Annotated in this window: 18 protein-coding genes; all 18 read left to right on the forward strand. The window is 32.3% G+C overall.

Annotated elements, in window-relative coordinates; genetic code table 11:
• Window positions 1-52 precede the first annotated feature (52 nt).
• The 18 genes from psyc5s11_RS12790 to hydA all read left to right on the forward strand — a co-directional run bounded on the left by psyc5s11_RS12790 (window position 53) and on the right by hydA (window position 19,895).
• Entirely contained in the window at window positions 53-2,782 is a 2,730-nt protein-coding gene (locus psyc5s11_RS12790; protein ID WP_224037945.1) for a molybdopterin-dependent aldehyde oxidoreductase, read from the forward strand.
• Between the two features lie 126 nt (window positions 2,783-2,908).
• Window positions 2,909-5,182: a pyridine nucleotide-disulfide oxidoreductase/dicluster-binding protein gene (locus psyc5s11_RS12795; protein ID WP_224037946.1), complete on the forward strand. Its 2,274-nt coding sequence runs from the start codon at window positions 2,909-2,911 to the stop codon at window positions 5,180-5,182.
• A 2-nt stretch (window positions 5,183-5,184) separates the two neighbouring features.
• Window positions 5,185-5,394, forward strand: coding sequence for a DVU_1557 family redox protein (locus psyc5s11_RS12800; protein WP_224037947.1), 210 nt, complete (start codon window positions 5,185-5,187; stop codon window positions 5,392-5,394).
• Window positions 5,394-6,104 (forward strand): DVU_1556 family methyltransferase, encoded by a 711-nt coding sequence (trsM, locus tag psyc5s11_RS12805; RefSeq protein WP_224037948.1) that lies wholly within the window; start codon window positions 5,394-5,396, stop codon window positions 6,102-6,104. Before psyc5s11_RS12800 ends, trsM begins: the two co-directional genes overlap by 1 nt.
• 15 nt (window positions 6,105-6,119) lie before the next feature.
• Window positions 6,120-6,557, forward strand: a complete 438-nt coding sequence (locus psyc5s11_RS12810; protein ID WP_224037949.1) for a DVU_1555 family C-GCAxxG-C-C protein — start codon at window positions 6,120-6,122, stop codon at window positions 6,555-6,557.
• 125 nt (window positions 6,558-6,682) lie between these two features.
• Window positions 6,683-8,005, forward strand: coding sequence for a radical SAM (seleno)protein TrsS (gene trsS, locus psyc5s11_RS12815; protein ID WP_375542009.1), 1,323 nt, complete (start codon window positions 6,683-6,685; stop codon window positions 8,003-8,005).
• A gap of 12 nt (window positions 8,006-8,017) precedes the next feature.
• Entirely contained in the window at window positions 8,018-9,055 is a 1,038-nt protein-coding gene (locus psyc5s11_RS12820; RefSeq protein WP_224037951.1) for an XdhC family aldehyde oxidoreductase maturation factor, read from the forward strand.
• Window positions 9,052-10,149, forward strand: a complete 1,098-nt coding sequence (locus psyc5s11_RS12825; RefSeq protein ID WP_224037952.1) for a DVU_1551 family NTP transferase — start codon at window positions 9,052-9,054, stop codon at window positions 10,147-10,149. The genes psyc5s11_RS12820 and psyc5s11_RS12825 overlap by 4 nt, the downstream gene beginning before the upstream one ends.
• 6 nt (window positions 10,150-10,155) lie before the next feature.
• A complete protein-coding gene (locus psyc5s11_RS12830) occupies window positions 10,156-10,755 on the forward strand; it encodes a histidine phosphatase family protein (protein ID WP_224037953.1) in 600 nt (199 codons plus the stop codon).
• A gap of 91 nt (window positions 10,756-10,846) precedes the next feature.
• Window positions 10,847-12,172 carry a DVU_1553 family AMP-dependent CoA ligase gene (locus psyc5s11_RS12835; RefSeq protein WP_224037954.1) on the forward strand — a complete coding sequence of 442 codons (1,326 nt, stop codon included), beginning with the start codon at window positions 10,847-10,849 and terminating at the stop codon, window positions 12,170-12,172.
• An 8-nt stretch (window positions 12,173-12,180) separates the two neighbouring features.
• Window positions 12,181-12,672, forward strand: a complete 492-nt coding sequence (locus psyc5s11_RS12840; protein WP_224037955.1) for a MogA/MoaB family molybdenum cofactor biosynthesis protein — start codon at window positions 12,181-12,183, stop codon at window positions 12,670-12,672.
• A gap of 121 nt (window positions 12,673-12,793) precedes the next feature.
• A complete protein-coding gene (moaA, locus tag psyc5s11_RS12845; RefSeq protein WP_224037956.1) occupies window positions 12,794-13,753 on the forward strand; it encodes a GTP 3',8-cyclase MoaA in 960 nt (319 codons plus the stop codon).
• Window positions 13,754-13,758: 5 nt separating this feature from the next.
• Complete coding sequence (gene moaC / locus psyc5s11_RS12850; protein WP_224037957.1) at window positions 13,759-14,238, forward strand: cyclic pyranopterin monophosphate synthase MoaC; 480 nt, start codon at window positions 13,759-13,761, stop codon at window positions 14,236-14,238.
• Complete coding sequence (locus psyc5s11_RS12855) at window positions 14,238-14,669, forward strand: MOSC domain-containing protein (protein ID WP_224037958.1); 432 nt, start codon at window positions 14,238-14,240, stop codon at window positions 14,667-14,669. The genes moaC and psyc5s11_RS12855 overlap by 1 nt, the downstream gene beginning before the upstream one ends.
• A 250-nt stretch (window positions 14,670-14,919) precedes the next feature.
• Window positions 14,920-16,182, forward strand: a complete 1,263-nt coding sequence (locus tag psyc5s11_RS12860) for a YgeY family selenium metabolism-linked hydrolase (protein ID WP_375542010.1) — start codon at window positions 14,920-14,922, stop codon at window positions 16,180-16,182.
• A gap of 23 nt (window positions 16,183-16,205) precedes the next feature.
• Window positions 16,206-17,399 (forward strand): knotted carbamoyltransferase YgeW, encoded by a 1,194-nt coding sequence (gene ygeW, locus psyc5s11_RS12865; RefSeq protein ID WP_224037960.1) that lies wholly within the window; start codon window positions 16,206-16,208, stop codon window positions 17,397-17,399.
• A 29-nt stretch (window positions 17,400-17,428) separates the two neighbouring features.
• Complete coding sequence (gene arcC, locus psyc5s11_RS12870) at window positions 17,429-18,334, forward strand: carbamate kinase (RefSeq protein ID WP_224037961.1); 906 nt, start codon at window positions 17,429-17,431, stop codon at window positions 18,332-18,334.
• A 181-nt stretch (window positions 18,335-18,515) separates the two neighbouring features.
• Window positions 18,516-19,895 carry a dihydropyrimidinase gene (gene hydA / locus psyc5s11_RS12875; RefSeq protein WP_224037962.1) on the forward strand — a complete coding sequence of 460 codons (1,380 nt, stop codon included), beginning with the start codon at window positions 18,516-18,518 and terminating at the stop codon, window positions 19,893-19,895.
• The last annotated feature ends 53 nt before the right edge of the window (window positions 19,896-19,948 follow it).

Genomic DNA, 19,948 nt, shown 5'->3' on the forward strand with positions numbered 1-19,948 from the left:
TTTAGGCACATTTGCCTCATGATTTTCTAATAAATAAAAAGGGGGACTTGAAATGTTAAAAAAAATATTAAAAATTAATGGTGTTAATAGAACTATTGTTGCAGATCCAGAAAGTTCACTTACTGATGTTTTAAGAAAACAATTATTTCTTACTGGTACTAAATTAGGTTGCGGAAAAGGTGAATGCGGTGCTTGTAATGTAATAATGAATGGTAAGGTAGTAAAGTCTTGTATAACAAGAATGAAAAGAGTACCTGATGAAGCTGAAATTATAACTATTGAGGGAATTGGAACTCAAGATGATTTACATCCTGTTCAATTTGCTTGGATGGTACATGGTGCAGCACAATGTGGATTTTGTACCCCTGGATTTATAGTAAGTGCTAAAGCACTTTTAGATGAAAATAATAATCCTACAAGAGAAGAAGTAAGACAATGGTTCCAAAAATGTAGTAATGTATGTAGATGTACAGGATATATACCATTAGTAGATGCAGTAATGGAAGCAGCTAGAATTATAAGAGGAGAAGTTACAAAGGAGCAATTGTGGTTTAAGCTTCCTGAAGGTGCAAGTTTATTAGGTACTGATGCTGTAAGACCTTCTGCATGTGCAAAGGTAACTGGTACATGGGATTTTGGTGCTGACCTTGGTTTAACTCTTCCAGAGGATACTCTACATATAAAACTTGTTCAAGCAACAGTTTCTCATGCAAACATTATATCAATTAATACATCTGAAGCTGAAAATATGCCTGGAGTATATAGAGTTTTAACTTACAAAGATGTAAAGGGAACAAACAGAATTAATGGTTTAGCTTTCCCATCGAATAAAGGTGATGGACTTGAAAGACCAATTTTAAATGATAAGAAAATATTCCAATTTGGTGATGCAATTGCAATGGTGCTTGCAGATACACCTACAAATGCAGAGAATGCAGCTAAAAAGGTTGTTGTAGAAATTGAAGAATTACCAGCATATATGAGTGCTCCAGCAGCTATGGCAGAGGATGCAATTCAAATTCATCCAGGAACACCTAATGTATATTTTGAATGTGGAACTGTTAAAGGAGAAGAAACTGCTCCAATAATGGAAAAATTGTCTTATGTTCTTGAAGAGGATTATTATGTAGGTAGACAGCCACATCTTCCAATAGAACCAGATGTAGGATTTGCTTATTTTAATGAAGAAGGAAAATTAGTAATTCACTCAAAGAGTATTGCATTACATTTCCATGCTCTTATGATTGCGGATGGTATTGGTCTTCCACTAGATGATGTTAAAATTGTGCAAAATCCAACAGGTGGAACCTTTGGATATAAATTTAGTCCTACAATAGAAGCTTTGCTTGCAGTTGCTGCTATAGACACAGGAAGACCAGTATATCTTGAATTTAATATGTTCCAACAAATTACTTACACTGGAAAGAGATCACCATTCTTCATGCATTTAAAAATGGGTGCAGATGAAAATGGTAAGATAAAAGCATTAGAAACAGATTGGTCTTGTGATCACGGTCCATATTGTGAATTTGGTGACTTAGTTACAACAAGGGGTTCACAATTTATGGGTGCTGGCTACAAAATTGATAATATTAGAGGTAATGGAAGAACTGTTGCAACAAATCATGCATGGGGGGCAGCTTTCAGAGGTTTTGGTTCACCACAAAGTTTATTTTCATCAGAAGTAATGGTTGATGAACTTGCTGCTAAGATGGGTATTGATCCATTAGAATTTAGATATAATAATGTTTATAGGGAAGGTGATACTACTCCAACCGGATGTGCACCGGATGTAATTGTACTTCCACAAATGCTTGATACTATTCGCCCATACTACAAGAAAGCAAAGGAAGCTGCAAAGGAAAAGAATAAAACTAGTGTTGATAAGAAATATGGTGCTGGAATATCACTTCTAATTTATGGCTGTGGACTTGATGGCCCTGATACTTCAGAAGCTTGGGCTGAACTTACAAAAGATGGAGTGACAGTTGGGAATTCATGGGAAGATCATGGTCAAGGTGCAGATATGGGAACATTGACAATAGCATATGAGACACTAAGAAAAGCTGGTATTAAGGTAAGTGATATAAAATTGATATTAAATGATATGAATTTTACACCAAATAGCGGACCAGCAGGTGGAAGTCGTTCAAATGTTCTTACAGGAAATGCAACAAGAGTTGCTTGTGAAAACTTACTTGAAGGTATGAAAAAACAAGATGGAACTTATAGAACTTATGATGAAATGGTTGCAGAAGGAAATCCATTAAAATATGATGGAAAATGGACTGCACCTTGTACAGCCCCTGATCCTGCAACAGGACAAGGAAACCCATTCCCAACTTACATGTATGGAGTTTTACTTGCAGAAGTTGAAGTAGATATGAATACTGGTAAGGCTTATGTTGATAAATTAACATGTGTTTGTGATGTGGGAGTTATTGTAAATAAACTTGTAGTTGATGGTCAAATACTTGGAGGCCTTGTTCAAGGTATTGGGCTTGCACTAACTGAAGATTTTGAGGATCTTAAGAAGCATACAACATTAACTGGCTGCGGAATACCAAAAATAAAGGATGTTACTGATGACATAACATTACTTTACCAAGAAACTCCAAGACCACTTGGACCTTATGGAGCATCAGGTGCTGGTGAAATGCCATTATCTGCTCCTCATGCAGCAATTATTAATGCAATATATGATGCTTGTGGAGTTAGAATTAGACATCTTCCAGCTCGTCCAGAAAAAATTCTTGCTGGATTAAATAAATTAAATAAATAGTTTTTACTTTAAAATAGGAGCCTAAAGTGAAATGTTAGAAATTCATTTTAGGTTCCTTTTAAAACATTAAAGTAATGAACAGTTACCTAATTTGTGCATTGTGAATTGAAAAGGGGTGAATAGCATATGGATCTTGAAAAACTTTTAGCAGTGCAGGCGAAATGCATAAATGATAATCCTCCTGCATGTAATACTGAATGCCCAATACATGTTGATGTTAAAGGAATTATTTTAGAAATTAGAAAAGGAAATTTTGAAGAATCATATAGAATATTGAAAAAAAGAATGCCATTCACTAATATAATAGGATTGGTTTGTGATCATCCTTGCGAAACCTCTTGTTTAACTAATGTGGATGGGAAAGCAATTTCAATCCATGAACTTGAAAGGGCAGTAGTAACTTATGGAGGTATGGCAAAAATAAAAACACTTCCTATTCCTAAAAATGATAAGAGAGTTGCCATTGTTGGTGGTGGAATCAGCGGGATTACCTGTGCTTATGATCTTAATCAAAAAGGATATGGTATTGATATTTTTGAAAAAGAAAGTCAAGCAGGAGGCTCTTTTTTAAAGTTTTCAGAAAAGATATTACAGCAAAAGCAAATACAATATGAAATTACTAAACTTGAAGAGTTAGGAATTGAAATAAAAGTGAATTATGAAGTCACTACTGAAAACTTTGAAAACATTTTAGATGAATATGATGCAGTTTTTATTGGGACAGGTGTATGGCAGCAAAAATTTAATATAGATGAAGTTACTATGCAAACAGAGATAGAAAAAGTATTTGTTGGTGGAAGTCTTGCACATGGACAGGAATCAGTTATACAATCAGTATATACTGGAAGATTAGCTGCAGTATCTATTGATAGATTTGTACAAAAGAAGTCTCTGACTGCACTAAGAGGAAAAGAAGGATCTTATAAAAGTATTCTTAAAATTGATACAGAAAACGAGAAGGTTTCACCAAGAATTGAACCTGAAAATATTACATTTACAAAGGAAGAAGCAATTAATGAAGCATTAAGATGTGTTCAATGTGAATGTCATAAATGTGTTAAAGCTTGTATTCATCTTCAAAAGGAAAAATTAGATCCTAAAGCTTATATAAGGACTATAAATCAAAATGAGCGTATTATTCTTGGAGATCATTATGCTAATAAAACAATAAATTCTTGCTTAGAGTGTGGATTATGTGGTGCAGTTTGTCCTGAATCAATAAATATGGCTGATATAATTAAAGAAACTAGAAAAAGTATGGTGTCTAAAGACAAAATGCCAATTTCAGCTCATGATTTTGCTTTGAAAGATATGGAATTTACAAACAGTCAATATTTTGAATTAATTAAACATCAGCCTGGGAAGAATAATAGTAAATATGTATTTTATCCTGGTTGTCAGTTAAGTGCCAGTTATTCAGAATATGTTGTTAAAGCATATAATTATTTAATGGAAAAACTTGATGGTGGTGTTGGATTATATTTAGGTTGTTGTGGAGCACCTGCTGATTTTGCAGGGAGGCAAGAACAATATAATAACAGTATGGAAAAGATATATTCAAATTTAAAAATGTTGGGAAATCCAATTGTTATAACTGCATGTTCTACATGTTTTAATAATTTTAAGGGAAATATAGAAGAAATAGAAATTAAATCTCTTTGGGAAATATTTGATGAAAAAGGTCTTCCAAGTGATGTTAAGCTCGGGAATGGTAAAGTTTTAGCAGTACATGATGCATGTACTACAAGAAAAGAAAAAAGCATTCATGAAAGTATAAGAAATATTGCCAAAAGTCTTGGTTATAAAATTGAAGAGCCTGAGTTTACAAGGGAAACTACAAAATGTTGCGGTTTTGGAGGACTTGTTTATTTTTCAAATAAAGAATTTAGTAAGGAAGTAACTGAAAATAGAATAAAGGATTCAGAAAATGATTTTCTTGCTTATTGCGCAATGTGCAGAGATCTATTTGTTTTAAAAGGTAAAAAGACGTATCATATTTTGGATCTTATATATGGTAATAAAAGTATTGAGATTTCAGATATGAAAGTCCCTACCTTATCCGAAAGAAGAGCAAATAGATTTAGACTTAAGAAAGAAATGCTCAAGAATTTATGGGGTGAAAAAATGGAAATAAAGGATGAATATGATGAGTTGAAAATAGTAATAGATGACAAGATTAGAAACAAAATGGAAGATGAACTAATTCTAGAAATGGATATTAAAAAAGTAATAGGAGATGCAGAAAAGAATAAAAATAGCTTTTTTAATCCTGAGAACAAACACATTCTTGCTTGGAGAAGATTAGTAAATGTAACATTTTGGGTAGAATATGAAAAGATTAATGATACATTTAAAATTATAAATGCTTATAGCCATAGAATGGATGTAACGGGGGTATGACGATGAAACAAGATAATGAAAATAAAAAAAGTAAATGGTTATGCTCAAAGTGTGGAGGTCCTCTTGAGGAAGGTCCTGTAAAAGCAGAATACCTTGGAGGAAATTTTGAAATAGAATTGTTAGAGTGCCCTGTTTGTAAAAATGTTTTAATCACAGAGGAGCTTGCAGCTGGTCAAATGCTTGAAGTAGAAAAGAGTTTAGAGGACAAATGATGGGTTGCACAGTTTATGAAAATAAAGACATGCAGGGAATAACAGGGGATACTCTAAGACCAGGAGGAATGTTTCTTACTGACAGAGCAATTAAAATATGTGAGTTTAAACAAAACGATAAAATTCTTGATGTGGGTTGTGGTATGGGAGTAACTGTAGAAAAACTTAAAAGTATATATAATTTAAATGCTTTTGGAGTTGATCCTTCTTTAAAATTACTACAACTAGGAAAAGAGAAATATGGGAATCATAATATAGAACTTGGTAGAGGAGAAGAGTTACCTTATGAAAATTCATTTTTTAAAGGAGTTATGGCTGAATGCACAATGTCACTTATGGAGGACTATAAAAAGACAATAATGGAAAGTAATAGAGTTCTAGAGGATAAAGGATATTTTATTGTTTCAGATGTGTATGCAAGAAGACCAGAATACCTTGAAGAAGTGCAAAAACATAATGTTAATAGTTGTATGAGAGGACTTTTCAATATAGATGTATTAAAAGAGGCAATTGTAAGCTCAGGCTTTGAAATAATATCCTTTGAAGATTGGACAGATTTATTGAAGCAGCTTATGGTGAAAATAATTTTTAAGTATGGTTCAATGTCAGCGTTTTGGGAAATAGCAACCTGTAGTAGTTGTGGTGATTTTCAGAAAAAACTTACTCTTTGTAAACCAGGATATTTTTTACTTGTTGCTCAAAAAAAGTAGTGGAGGTGGATTAGTATGGGAGCAGATCCATTTAAAATGTTTAAATTAGCAAATTCAGGTTATTGTTGTAGTCAGATACTAATTATTATGTATCTTGAAAGTAAAGAAATGGAAAATGTTCAATTAGTAAAGGCTATGGCTGGACTTTGTGCAGGTGTTGGAAATACGGGGAAAACCTGCGGAATTATAACTGGAGGAGCATGTTTATTGGGGATTTACGCAGGGAAAGGTATAGATATTGAAATTAGAGATGATAATTTAAAAAAGATGATTCAAAAATTTGTGGAGTGGTTTGAAGATGAGTTTGAAAGTACAGAATGTGTTGATATGATAACTGTAGATGTACTTAATGACATGAATGATAATGAAGCTTACCCAATAAAATGTGGCAATACAATGCAAAAATCCTACAATAAAATTAATGAAATTTTGAAAGAATATAAGTATATATAATAAGATAATCAGTAACTTGAAAGCGTATAGTTATACAGAATTATAGGGACATGTGGTATAACTATATAGAGGAATCATATGAATAGGTAAATTGAAAAAGTATATTTATATAAAAGAATGAGAGGATAAGCAAAGTGGAAGAGAGAATAAATGAGACACAAAGTATTTGTCCTGTTTGTTTAAATATAGTTAATGCGACAGTCGTAAAAAAAGGTGCTGATTTATATTTAACTAAGAAATGTGAAGAACATGGAAAATTTGAAACTGTGATTTGGAGGGGGATGCCAGATTATGAAGCTTGGGTAAGACCAAAAAGTCCGGCTTATCCCAAAGTGCCATATACAAAGGTCTCAAAAGGCTGTCCACTTGATTGTGGGCTTTGCAGTGAACATCGTCAACATACTTGTACAGTACTTATTGAAGTAACCTCAAGGTGTAATTTAAACTGTGAATTTTGTTTTGCAGATGCACATGGTAATGAGGATGATCCTAATATGGAAACTATAGAAATGTGGTATAGAAGAATTATTGAAGCAGGAGGGCCTTATAATCTTCAAATATCTGGAGGAGAACCTACCGTAAGAGAAGATCTTCATAAGATTATTTCCATGGCTTCAAATATGGATTTTAAATTTATTCAACTAAACACAAATGGCATTAAGCTTGCAGATTATAAGTATTATGAAAAATTAAAGGAAGCAGGACTTAAATCTATTTTTCTTCAATTTGATGGTTTAAGTGAATCTGCAATGACAAAGCTTGGACGACAAGATATAATACAGAATAAGTTAAAGGTTATAGAAAATAGTGCAAAATTAGGGATTGGTGTAATTCTTGTATGTACAGTAGTTCCTAGTGTAAATGATGATCTACTTTGGGAAATTATAGAGTTTGGACTTAAAAATGCACCAACTGTAAGAGGAGTGCATTTTCAACCTGTAAGCTATTTTGGAAGAATACCTAAGATCCCTGAAGATAAGGATAGAATTACTCTTCCAGAAGTTATGAGTAAAATAGTAGAACAAAGTAATAATAAAATTAACCTTTCAGATTTTGGTCCATCAGGTTGTGAAAATGCAAGATGCTCTTTTCATGCAAATTATGCATACGTAGATGACAAACTTATTGCCATAAGTAAAAAGAACAATTGCTGTAGCGTAGAAGATGGGAAGGAAGGATCACATAAAGCAGTGAAATTTGTTGAGAGAAATTGGTCTGGAGTGAAAATAAATAAGTATGTCCCTAAAAAGAATTCCTTTGAAGAGTTAGCTCAAAAAATAAAGAATGGTTTTTTCAGTATATCGGGTATGGCCTTTCAAGATGCTTGGAATTTAGATACAGAAAGATTAAAAGATTGCTGCATTCATGTTGTTAGCAAAGAGGGAAAGTTAATTCCGTTTTGTGCTTATAATATTACAGCTATTAACCAAAAGAAGCTATATAGATAGGGAGGGTTGGTAATGAAAGAATTTTATGAGGAGAGGCTGGAACTTCTAAAAAGTGGTGAAAATTTTGTGCTCGCTTCAATTTTTGATAGCCAGGGTTCAGCACCAAGAACAACAGGCGCAAGAATGATAATTAGAAAAAATGGTTCTATTATTGGAACTGTTGGTGGAGGGAAAATTGAATCATTAGTAATCCAGCATGGTATAGAAATATTTAATACAAAAACGACAGTGCTTAAGGATTATAAATTGCAAGAAACTGATAATAAAGGCATTGGAATGGCATGCGGTGGTGATGTGAGTATTCTAATGGAATATGTAGATGCAGAAAATGATATAAATATTAAATTGTATGAAGAAGTAGTTAAGTGTTTTCAAAATGGAGAAAAAGCTTCTATAATTAGAAAGTTTTTTAATGATGGGAATAAGATAAATTATTTATATAAGAATGGTGAAATGATTTTTACTTCAAATACTGTTGAAAGAGAAAATATTGATAAATATTCAGATATAGTAAGGTATAGAGATCTTGTTCTTATTAAAGAGGAAAATGCAAATGTACTTATTGAACCTATATGTAATTTAGGTAGATTATATATTTTTGGTGCAGGCCATGTTTCTCAAAAACTTGCTGAACTTGCAAAAAAGATTGATTTTATGGTTACAGTAGTAGATGGTAGATCAGAGTTTGCAAATGTAGAGAGATTTCCAACTACTGATGAAATTATTGTTCCAGATTCTTTCGAAGGATGTTTTAAAGAATTACCCATAGATAAGGATAGTTATATTATAATTGTAACAAGTGGACATATTTTTGATTTGACTTGTTTAAAACAGGCTTTAAGGACAGATGCATATTATATTGGAATGATAGGAAGTAGAAGAAAACGTAATATTGTTTATGAAGCACTTAAAAAAGACGGATTTACCCTTGATGATTTTAATAAAGTTCATAACCCAATAGGTCTTGAAATTGGAGCTGAAACGCCTGAAGAAATTGCAGTAAGTATTTCAGCAGAACTTATTAAGGTGAGACGCGAGAGGATGAAATGAAAAGCTATGCTGCAATAATCCTTGCAGCAGGTTATTCTTCAAGGATGGGAGATTTCAAACCGCTTATGGATTTAGGTGGGAAAAATTCTCTTCAAAGATGTATAAATCTTTTTAAAAATGCTGGAATTAATGACATTATTGTGGTTACAGGCTATCAAAATAATAGGATTGAAGAAATGCTAACAGATGATATTAGAACTGTAGTAAATAATAAATATAATGAAGGTATGTTTTCATCAATAAAAGCTGGAGCAAAAGTACTTTCAAAAAATACAGATGCTTTCTTTCTATTACCAGTAGATATTGCATCTGTGAAAGTACACACAATTGAAAAAATGATAGGAACTTATGAAAAAATACAAGATGGAATTTTATTTCCAACATTTAATGAAGAAAAGGGCCATCCTACATTAATATCATGTTCATTAGTGGAAGAAATATTAATGAAGAATCCTGAAGGCGGATTAAGAGAAATTTTAAGTGAGCATAAAGAGCAGTGGTATTATGAAGAAACAGCGGATAGAGGTATTTTACTTGATATGGACACTAAAGAAGACGTTAAAGTTCTTTATGAGCATATATTAAAAGAACCTTTTCCTGATTATGAGGAATGTTTGGAGATATTAAGATTATGTAAGGTTAAGCAAGAAACAATTGAGCATATGATAAGCGTAAGTGAATTTTCAAAGAAAATAGCAATTTTGATTAATGAAAAGGGGTATAATTTAAATATAAATGCTGCATTTTCAGGTGCGTTGCTTCATGATGTAGCTAAGGGGAAAAAAGATCATGCAGAAGAAGGCGCAACAATTGCTCAGAACTTTGGGTATGTTTGTTTGAGTGAAATAATAGGTGAACATATGGAGCTTAAAACTGTTAGCAAAATTGATGAAAAGAAAATAGTTTATATTTGCGATAAACTTTTAAAAGGAACTCAGTTAGTTACCTTAAATAAAAGATTTGAAGAATCATTTTGTAGGTATGAACATTCTGAAGATATATTGAAAAATGTTAACAAAAGGTATGAGGATGCAAAAGTTATAAAGAATAATATTGAAAACATACTTGGAAACAGCTTAGAAAACTTGAGGTGATAAGTTATGAAAAGGTATATTTATCTTTTAAGGCATGGAGAAACTGAATATGGAAAAGAAAAAAAATATTTAGGACATACAGATTGTAACCTTTCTAAAGATGGGGAAAGCAATGGGAGGTATTTAGCTAGCATTTTTCAAAATCATGAAATAGTAATACAAAGTATCTTTAGTAGTGATTTAAAGAGGTGTAAAGACACAATAAACATAGTTTTCCCAGAAAGAAAAGTAACTTTTTTAGAACAATTGAGAGAAATAAATATGGGAGAGTGGGATGGATTAACTTTTGATGAAGTTAAAACTAAGTATGCGCAGGATTATAAAAATAGGGGAGAAAATATAGCAGAGTTTACAATAAAAGATGGTGAATCCTTTAGTAAATGTCAAAAAAGAGCAGTAACTGTTTTTAAGGATATAATTAATTCAACTAAGGGTAATATTGTTATTTGTAGTCATGCAGGTTTTATAAGAACACTACTTTGTAGCCTCTCAAATATAGACTTAAAAGATATGTTTGATATAAAACAAAATTATGGAGCGATTAACATTATAACCTGTGAGGGACAAAATTTCTTTGTTGAAGGTATTAATTTAAAGAGCGTATAGAGAATTAAGACAATAGACTAGCTAACTATCTTACTTGTTATGAATTTTTAGATATCCATTACAAATTAATTAAGATTACTGGAGTATAAAGATGATTAAAACTATATATGAAAAATGGATGGAAGATAAAATTTTAAAAGAAACTGGAGAAAAAAAACTTTCTTTAGAATCTTTAAAATTGTATCAATTAAATGAAATTAGAAATATAATTAATACTGCTAAGAAGGGGAAGTTTTACAAAGACGTATTAAAAAATATTAAAAGTGAGGATATTAAGAACTTTGAAGATTTTAAAAGTATACCTTTTACAACGTCAGAGGATTTAAGTAATAATCCAAAAAACTTTTTATGTGTAGCTCTTGATCAGATATCAAGAATTGTAACAATAAATACCTCAGGAACTACAGGAACTTCCAAAAGAGTTTTTTTCACTGAAAATGATCTTAAAGGTACTATAGAATTTTTTAAACATGGTATGTTAAATCTTGTAAAATCAGGTCAACGTGTACTTATATTAATGCCTGGAAGTACTCCTTCAAGCATAGGGCTTCTTTTAAAGAAAGGCCTTAATGAAGCAGGATGTGAAGCAATTATATATGGACCTGTATTTGATACTTTAGATGCATTAGAAACATTGAAATTAAATAAAATTGATTGTATTGTAGGGTTACCAACTCAAGTGTTTTACCTTGCAAAGATTAAAAATATGCATGAAAGGTATAGAAATTTAAAATTAAAAAGCATTCTTTTGAGTGCAGATTATGTTCCAAGAGCAATATGTGATGCTGTTAGCAAAGATTTCAATTGTCCTGTTTTCACCCATTATGGTATGACTGAAATGGGGTATGGAGGCGGAGTCGAATGTAGTGCGCTTAATGGCTACCATATGAGAGATATAGATTTGTATATTGAAATTATTGATCCTTTAACAGGAAAAAATGTTAAGGAAGGTAATTATGGAGAAGTTGTTTTTACAACATTTAGAAGAGAAGGCATGCCACTTATAAGATATAAAACAGGAGATATAGCTAGGTTTTTGCCAAATAGCTGTTCGTGTAATGATGTATTTAAAAGAATGGATTATGTACAAGGAAGGTTGTCTGAAAATTTAAGGTTTAAGGATGGAAGTTTTATTTCAATAGGAATGCTTGATGAAATTATGTTCCAAATTGATAATGTTCTAGATTACAGAGCTATTATTAAAGAAGATGAAAAAAAAATAATTAAGTTAAGTATACAGCCTATAAATAAAGAAATTCCTGTGAGATTTAGTGATATTGAAAATTTAATTATTAAAGATAAATATTTAGCTACTTTAATAAGAAATAATAATATTTTTATAGAAATTACTGGCATTATAGATAATGTTGACGTAAGTAATGGAATGCAAAAAAGAAAATTAGAATACAGAAGGTAGTGATAAGAATGATAAAAACTGCAATATTAACTATAAGTGATAAAGGCTCTAGAGGCGAACGAGTAGATGAGACAGGCCCTGCAATAAAACATGAATTAGGAGATAAGGATTATAGCATAAGTTTTTATAAAATTGTGCCAGATGAAATGCAGGAAATAGAACAAGAATTAATTTATTTGTGTGATGAACTAAAGGTGGATTTAATTTTAACTAATGGAGGAACAGGATTTTCAAAAAGAGATGTTACTCCTGAGGCAACTCAAAATGTAATAGAGAAATATGTTCCAGGGATCGGTGAAGCTATGCGTATGAAATCACTTGCCATTACACCAAAGGCCATGCTTTCAAGAGCAATTTCAGGAATTCGTGGAAAAACCTTAATAATCAATCTTCCGGGAAGTCCAAAGGGTGCTGTGGAAAACCTCCAATTTGTATTACCTGCAATTCCACATGGTATTGCAATACTTACAGGAGAAGCTAGTGAATGTGCAAGAAGTTAATTTAATGATTAAATATTGAAAAATAATTCTTAAATATAAATTTTGAAAATTCTATAAAAAATTTAACAATAATTGTTAACTGTTAATTGCTAACTGTTAACTGAATGAATGGGGTGGTTTTATGAGGGATAAACAAGGAAGAAACATCAATTATTTAAGAGTATCAGTAACAGATAGATGTAATTTAAGATGTATTTATTGTATGCCAGAAGATGGCATCGAAAGTTTAGAGCATGACGATATTCTACGTTTTGAAGATATTTTAAAAATCGTAAAGTCAGCTGCCTCACTTGGTATTAATAAGGTAAGATATACAGGTGGAGAACCACTGGTAATGAAAGACATTGATAAACTAATATATGAAACTTCTAGATTACCTGGTATAGATGATATTGCAATAACTACAAATGGTATTTTGTTATCTGATATGGCAGAAGACTTAAAAAAGGCTGGACTCAAAAGGGTTAACATAAGTCTTGATACTTTAAATGAAGATAAGTTTAGGAGTATTACAAGAATAGGAAATTTAGATAAAGTATTAGAAAGCATTGATAAGTGTTTAACGCTTGGGCTAAAACCTGTAAAAATAAATACAGTTCTAATGAGAGGCGTTAATGATACCGAGATTATAGATTTCTTAAACTTAACTAAAGAAATGCCAGTAGAAATAAGATTTATTGAACTAATGCCAATAGGAGAAAGTATTAAATTATATGAAGAAAGTAAGGTGGATTTCTCAGAAATTTTGAAACAGTATCCTGAGTTAATTCAAATAGAAACAGAAAAAAATAGCACAGCTCAATTGTACAAGCTTCAAGGAGCAAAAGGAAAAATTGGTTTCATCAGTCCAATAAGCTGCAAGTTTTGCCCAGATTGTAATAAAATTAGGCTTACATCTATAGGGAAAATTAAACCATGTCTTCATTCGAGTGAAGAAATAGATCTTAGAGAATATTTAAATAATGAAGAGTTACTTACAATGAAATTGAAATCAGCAATTTTTAATAAACCACTTGAACATCATCTTCAAGAAGAAAATGCTAGTAGAAGTGGAAAGATGATGTATCAGATAGGAGGATAAGGAAAATGGAACTTACACACATAAATGAAGAGGGAAGAGCTAAAATGGTTGATGTATCTGAAAAGGTTGATACATCAAGAGAAGCAGTTGCAATTGGATCAGTTTCTATGAAAAGAGAAACACTTGAAAGAATAAAAGAAGGTACAATTTCAAAAGGAGATGTATTAGCAGTAGCTCAGGTAGGAGGAATAATGGGTGCTAAGAATACTCCACAAATAATACCAATGTGTCATCCTATAATGATATCTGGCTGTGATATAAGCTTTAAAATTGACTTTGAAAATAATAAAATTGAAATAACTGCAACAACTAAGACCGTAGGAAAGACTGGCATTGAGATGGAAGCACTTACTGCAGTATCTACGGCTGCATTAACGATTTATGATATGTGTAAGGCTATTGATAGGGAAATGGTTATAAACAATATTATGCTTGTTAAAAAAAGTGGAGGAAAATCAGGATTATTTGAAAGGAAGGGATTATAATGAGTAAAGTTATTGCAATAAATATAAGTGAGGAAAAAGGTGTTACAAAAAATCCAATAGAAAAAGGTTTCTTTAAAATTAATCATGGCCTTTTAGGAGATGCTCACGCAGGGGAGTGGCATAGACAAGTTAGTTTACTTGGAATTGAGAGTATTAAAAAAATGAAAGCAGTTGGAATTGAATCTCTATCTACAGGACAATTTGCTGAAAATATTACAACAGAAGGATTAACCTTATATGAACTCCCAGTTGGAACAAAACTCAAAATTGGAGATGTTCTTTTGGAAGTAACACAGATTGGAAAGGAATGTCATAAGGGGTGCAAAATTAAGGAGTTAGTAGGGGAATGTGTAATGCCCAAAGAAGGAATATTTGCTAAGGTATTAGAAGAGGGCTATATTAAAGCTTCAGATAATATTGTAGTGGTTTAAGGCTATACTAGCATACTGACTTGTTATTTTTTTTTATAGTAATTAAATAAAAAGAGTCTGAATTATTAAAATAATAATTCAGACTCTTTTTCTATAAAAAAGTTATTATGGAATATATTTACAAACAAATTTGAAAGGTGTATGATTATATCATAAAAATAAATTTGGTATAAAAAAAATTTTTTAGTTAGGGGATGAGAGTGTGAATTTTGATCAAATTAAATCAAAGTCTGAAAGTTATAGAGAAGATATGACAAAATTTCTCCGTGATCTAGTTGCTATTCCAGGTGAAAGTGCAGAAGAAGAGGGTGTTGTAAAAAGAATAGCACTAGAGATGGAAAGTGTTGGATTTGATAAAGTAGAAATAGATCCAATGGGGAATATTTTAGGATATATGGGTACAGGAGAAACTTTAATAGGCTTCGATGCTCATATTGACACAGTTGGTATAGGAAATAAAGATAACTGGAGATTTGATCCATATGAAGGGTACGAAACAGAAACTGAAATAGGTGGACGTGGTACTTCTGATCAATTAGGTGGAATCGTTTCATCTGTTTATGGTGCAAAAATAATGAAAGACTTAGGCCTTTTAAATGAAAAATGCACAGCATTAGTTGTTGGTTCAGTTCAAGAAGAAGACTGTGACGGACTTTGCTGGGAATATATAATTAAAGAAGATAAAATCAGACCTGAATTTGTAGTTTCTACAGAGCCAACAGACGGTGGTATCTACAGAGGACAAAGAGGTCGTATGGAAATTCGTGTTGATGTACAAGGAGTTTCATGCCACGGTTCAGCTCCAGAAAGAGGAGACAACGCAATTTACAAAATGGCTGAAATATTAATGAACATTCGTGACCTTAACGAAAATGACGCAGCTGATGGTAAAAAAATAAAAGGCTTAATAAAAATGTTAGATGAAAAATACAATCCAGAATTTAAAGAAGCTAACTTTTTAGGAAGAGGTACTGTTACAACTTCTCAAATATTCTATTCTTCACCAAGCCGTTGCGCTGTAGCTGATTCATGTTCAATTTCATTAGATCGTCGTATGACAACAGGTGAAACCTTTGAAAGCTGCTTAGAAGAAATTCGTCAACTTCCAGCTATTAAAAAATACAATGCAACAGTAAGCATGTACAACTATGATAGACCAAGCTACACAGGGTTAGTATATCCAATTGAATGCTACTTTCCAACTTGGGTAATTCCAGAAGATCACATTGTAACAAAAGCAATGGAAGAAGCATACAAAGGTCTTTATGGCACAACAAGAATCGGTGTTTCTGAAACTGAAACCATGAGAAAAGCTCGTCCACTTACTGACAAATGGACATTCTCAACAAATGGCGTTTCAATCATGGGACGTAACGGAATTCCTGTAATAGGATTTGGACCTGGTGCAGAAGCTCAGGCGCATGCTCCAAATGAAAAGACTTGGAAAGCAGATTTAGTAACATGTGCAGCAGTTTATGCCGCTGTTCCAACTCTATATACTGAAAATAAATGAAAATTAAAGGAGATGTTAAAATTATGAGTATTGTTAATAAGTATGTAAATGAATTAAAAAACCTGAAGATTGATGAAATGTATGAAAATGACTTTTTCCTTACTTGGGAGAAAACTACAGATGAGTTAAAGGCAGTTTATGCAGTAGCAGATGCATTAAGAGAATTACGTAAAAACAATAAATCAACAAGATTGTTTGATAGCGGACTTGGAATTTCATTATTCCGTGATAATTCAACACGTACTCGTTTTTCTTATGCTAGCGCATGTAATCTTTTAGGTCTTGAAGTACAAGATTTAGATGAAGGTAAAAGCCAAGTTGCTCATGGTGAAACAGTAAGAGAAACAGCTAACATGATTTCATTTATGGCTGATGTCATCGGAATTCGTGATGATATGTATATTGGAAAGGGAAACGCATATATGCATACAGTTGCTGATGCTGTAAAGGAAGGACATAAAGATGGTGTTCTTGAACAAAAACCAACATTAGTAAATTTACAATGTGATATTGATCATCCGACTCAAGCTATGGCAGATATGCTACATATCATCCATGAGTTTGGTGGCATTGAAAATTTAAAGGGTAAAAAAATAGCTATGTCCTGGGCTTATTCACCATCTTACGGTAAACCATTGTCAGTACCACAAGGTATTATAGGATTAATGACACGTTTCGGTATGGATGTTTGCTTAGCACATCCAGAAGGCTATGAAGTAATGGAAGACGTTTTAAATGTAGCTAGTAATAATGCTAAAGAATCTGGCGGATCATTCACAAAAACTAATAGTATAGCAGAAGCATTCAAAGATGCAGATATAGTATATCCAAAGAGTTGGGCTCCTTTTGAAGCAATGAAGGAACGTACAGATCTTTATGCTGAAGGTAATTTAGAAGGAATTAAAGAATTAGAGAAAAGACTTCTTGCTCAAAATGCAGAGCATACAGATTGGGAATGTACAGAAGAATTAATGAAAACAACTAAAGATGGAAAGGCACTTTACTTACATTGTTTACCAGCTGATATTAGTGGTTTATCTTGTGAAAAGGGTGAAGTTGAAGTTTCTGTATTCGATCGTTACAGAGATCCACTTTATAAAGAAGCAAGTTACAAGCCGTATGTTATAGCAGCAATTATTCTTCTTGCAAAAGTAAAGAATCCAGCAGAAGTTTTAGAAAAAATGGCTCAAAGCGAGGATACAAGATTTAAAGGTTAATATTTATATAGAGAGAATTGGAGGCAGGTGTGGTGAGCAAGATTGTAATAGCACTAGGAGGAAATGCACTAGGAAAGACATTAGAGGAACAAATGGAATCTGTAAAAATTACTTCTAAAAGTATTGTAGATTTAATCGAAAGTGGAAATCAAGTAGTTGTAACTCATGGTAATGGACCACAAGTAGGAATGATAAATTCAGAAATGGATCAAATGCCATTAACAATATGCGTTGCTATGAGTCAAGGATACATTGGATATGATTTACAAAATGCAATTAGAGAAGAAGTTTTATCACGAAATTTAAAAATTCCTGTAGTAACTCTTATTACGCAAACTCTTGTTGATCCTAATGATAGCGCGTTTTTAAATCCTACAAAGCCAATAGGACGTTTTTATAGCAAAGAGGAAGCTGAAGAATTAGAAAAGACTGGATTAATAATGAAAGAAGACTTTGGACGAGGATATAGACAAGTGGTCTCTTCTCCAAAACCAATTGATATAATTGAAAAGAAAACGATTTTAGAATTAATATCAGCTGGAGAAATAGTTATCGCATGCGGTGGTGGTGGAATTCCAGTTATTCAAACAGAAAACAATCATTTGAAAGGTGTACCCGCAGTAATTGATAAAGATTTTGTGGCGGCGCTGTTAGCTAAAGAGATAGAAGCAGATTGTTTAATTATTCTAACAGCAGTAGAAAAAGTTGCTGTGAATTTTGGTAAGCCAGATGTTGAATGGTTGGATTCACTTACAATAGAAAAAGCTAAAAAGTATATTGAAGAAGGACAATTTGCACCAGGATCTATGCTTCCCAAAGTACAAGCAGCTTTAGAATTTGTTTCTTCAGGAAAGGAAAGGACTGCAATTATTACGCTTTTAGACAAAGTACATGAAGGAATTCTAGGTAAAACAGGAACTCACTTTAAAATGTAAGGCATATGAAAGAAAATAACAAGTCCAAAGTTGCCACGAATATTTTTCATAAGGCAAGGAGACGAATTGCCTTCATAGCGGGCCTATTAGGGCAATTTGCCGACATAGCATGATGGTAAATAGGCTGGCAAATGGACCTGCTATTTTTTGAATGTGCCTAAAGTGAAAGATGTGATTATGAATGATTATTATTAAAAATGGAACGATAGTGACTGAATCAGAAAGCTATCACTCAGATATTATGGTAGAAAATAATAAAATATCTTGTATTGGAGCAAATTTGTCAGATGATAATGCAGAAATTATTGATGCTTCTGGAATGTATGTAATTCCTGGAGCAGTGGATGTTCATACTCATATGGATTTGCAATCTGGAAACAGTCGTTCAATAGACGACTTTTATACTGGAACTGTTGCAGCAGTTTGTGGTGGAACTACAAGTATTGTTGATCATGTAGCTTTTGGTCCCCCAAAATGTGTTCTTCGCCACCAAATTGACGAATATCATAAATTAGCTAATGGAAAAGCAGTAATTGATTATGGATTCCATGGGGTAATACAGCATGTAAATGATGGGGTTTTATCTGATATGGAGTCTTTGGCTAAGGAAGGAATTTCTAGTTTTAAGATTTATATGACATATGATTTTAAACTAGATGATGGTTCAATTTTAAAAGTATTACAAAAAGCAAAAGAATTAGGAATTATTATTGCTGTACATGCTGAAAATAATGATGTTATAAATGACCTTAGGGAAAAATATGTTTCAAATGGCTGCGTAGAAACAATATACCATGCAAAATCACGACCAGATCACTGTGAAGCTGAGGCAATTAGCAGAGTATTACATCTTGCAGCATTAGCGGGAGATGCCCCAATTTATATAGTGCATACTTCTACTGAAAAGGGATTAGATGAGATAAGAAAAGCAAGAGCACAGGGGCAAAAGAATATTTTTTCGGAAACTTGCACTCAGTACCTAACAATGACAGAGGAAAAATATTTTGAGCCAAACAATAATGGACTAAAATATGTAATGTCTCCACCTTTACGTAAGAAGAAGGACATAGAAGCTCTTTGGAAGGGAATTCAAGATGGTGCAATTAATGTAATTGCTACTGATCATTGCTCATTCAACCTAAAAGGGGACAAGCAAAAGGGAGCAGATGATTTTACAAAATGCCCTAATGGAGCTCCTGGAGTTGCTGAACGAGTTGTAGTAATTTTCTCTGAAGGTGTTATGAAAAAGAAAATTTCAATTAATCTTTTTGTAAAACTTTTATGTACAAATCCTGCTAAAATTTATGGACTTTATCCTAAAAAGGGATCTTTGATTCCTGGGGCAGATGCTGATATTACTATTATTAATCCAAATCCTGAATATACTATTACAAGAAATATGCTTCATGGAGCAGTAGATTACACATGCTTTGAAGGAATGAAATTAAAGGGAGAAATTGATACTGTAATACAGAATGGCAAAGTAGCTTATAAAAATAATAAATTTTTTGGTAAAAAAGGTAATGGAGAATTTATTAAAAGAAAAATAATGGAACAATAGGAAAGTACTATTCAATATATTAACAATAGCAACCACAATGGTTAGTTGCTATG

The sequence above is a fragment of the Clostridium gelidum genome (genome assembly GCF_019977655.1).
Classification (GTDB): Bacteria; Bacillota; Clostridia; order Clostridiales; family Clostridiaceae; genus Clostridium; species Clostridium gelidum.

What these genes read in the sequence shown, in the direction of transcription:
- psyc5s11_RS12825 (WP_224037952.1), top strand. Translation starts at nt 9,052, where the DNA reads ATGAAAAGCTATGCTGCAATAATCCTTGCAGCAGGTTATTCTTCAAGG.
- psyc5s11_RS12810 (WP_224037949.1), top strand. Translation starts at nt 6,120, where the DNA reads ATGGGAGCAGATCCATTTAAAATGTTTAAATTAGCAAATTCAGGTTAT.
- trsM (WP_224037948.1), top strand. Translation starts at nt 5,394, where the DNA reads ATGGGTTGCACAGTTTATGAAAATAAAGACATGCAGGGAATAACAGGG.
- psyc5s11_RS12800 (WP_224037947.1), top strand. Translation starts at nt 5,185, where the DNA reads ATGAAACAAGATAATGAAAATAAAAAAAGTAAATGGTTATGCTCAAAG.
- psyc5s11_RS12820 (WP_224037951.1), top strand. Translation starts at nt 8,018, where the DNA reads ATGAAAGAATTTTATGAGGAGAGGCTGGAACTTCTAAAAAGTGGTGAA.
- hydA (WP_224037962.1), top strand. Translation starts at nt 18,516, where the DNA reads ATGATTATTATTAAAAATGGAACGATAGTGACTGAATCAGAAAGCTAT.
- psyc5s11_RS12790 (WP_224037945.1), top strand. Translation starts at nt 53, where the DNA reads ATGTTAAAAAAAATATTAAAAATTAATGGTGTTAATAGAACTATTGTT.
- psyc5s11_RS12795 (WP_224037946.1), top strand. Translation starts at nt 2,909, where the DNA reads ATGGATCTTGAAAAACTTTTAGCAGTGCAGGCGAAATGCATAAATGAT.
- moaA (WP_224037956.1), top strand. Translation starts at nt 12,794, where the DNA reads ATGAGGGATAAACAAGGAAGAAACATCAATTATTTAAGAGTATCAGTA.
- psyc5s11_RS12860 (WP_375542010.1), top strand. Translation starts at nt 14,920, where the DNA reads ATGACAAAATTTCTCCGTGATCTAGTTGCTATTCCAGGTGAAAGTGCA.
- psyc5s11_RS12830 (WP_224037953.1), top strand. Translation starts at nt 10,156, where the DNA reads ATGAAAAGGTATATTTATCTTTTAAGGCATGGAGAAACTGAATATGGA.
- psyc5s11_RS12855 (WP_224037958.1), top strand. Translation starts at nt 14,238, where the DNA reads ATGAGTAAAGTTATTGCAATAAATATAAGTGAGGAAAAAGGTGTTACA.
- psyc5s11_RS12840 (WP_224037955.1), top strand. Translation starts at nt 12,181, where the DNA reads ATGATAAAAACTGCAATATTAACTATAAGTGATAAAGGCTCTAGAGGC.
- psyc5s11_RS12835 (WP_224037954.1), top strand. Translation starts at nt 10,847, where the DNA reads ATGATTAAAACTATATATGAAAAATGGATGGAAGATAAAATTTTAAAA.
- moaC (WP_224037957.1), top strand. Translation starts at nt 13,759, where the DNA reads ATGGAACTTACACACATAAATGAAGAGGGAAGAGCTAAAATGGTTGAT.
- ygeW (WP_224037960.1), top strand. Translation starts at nt 16,206, where the DNA reads ATGAGTATTGTTAATAAGTATGTAAATGAATTAAAAAACCTGAAGATT.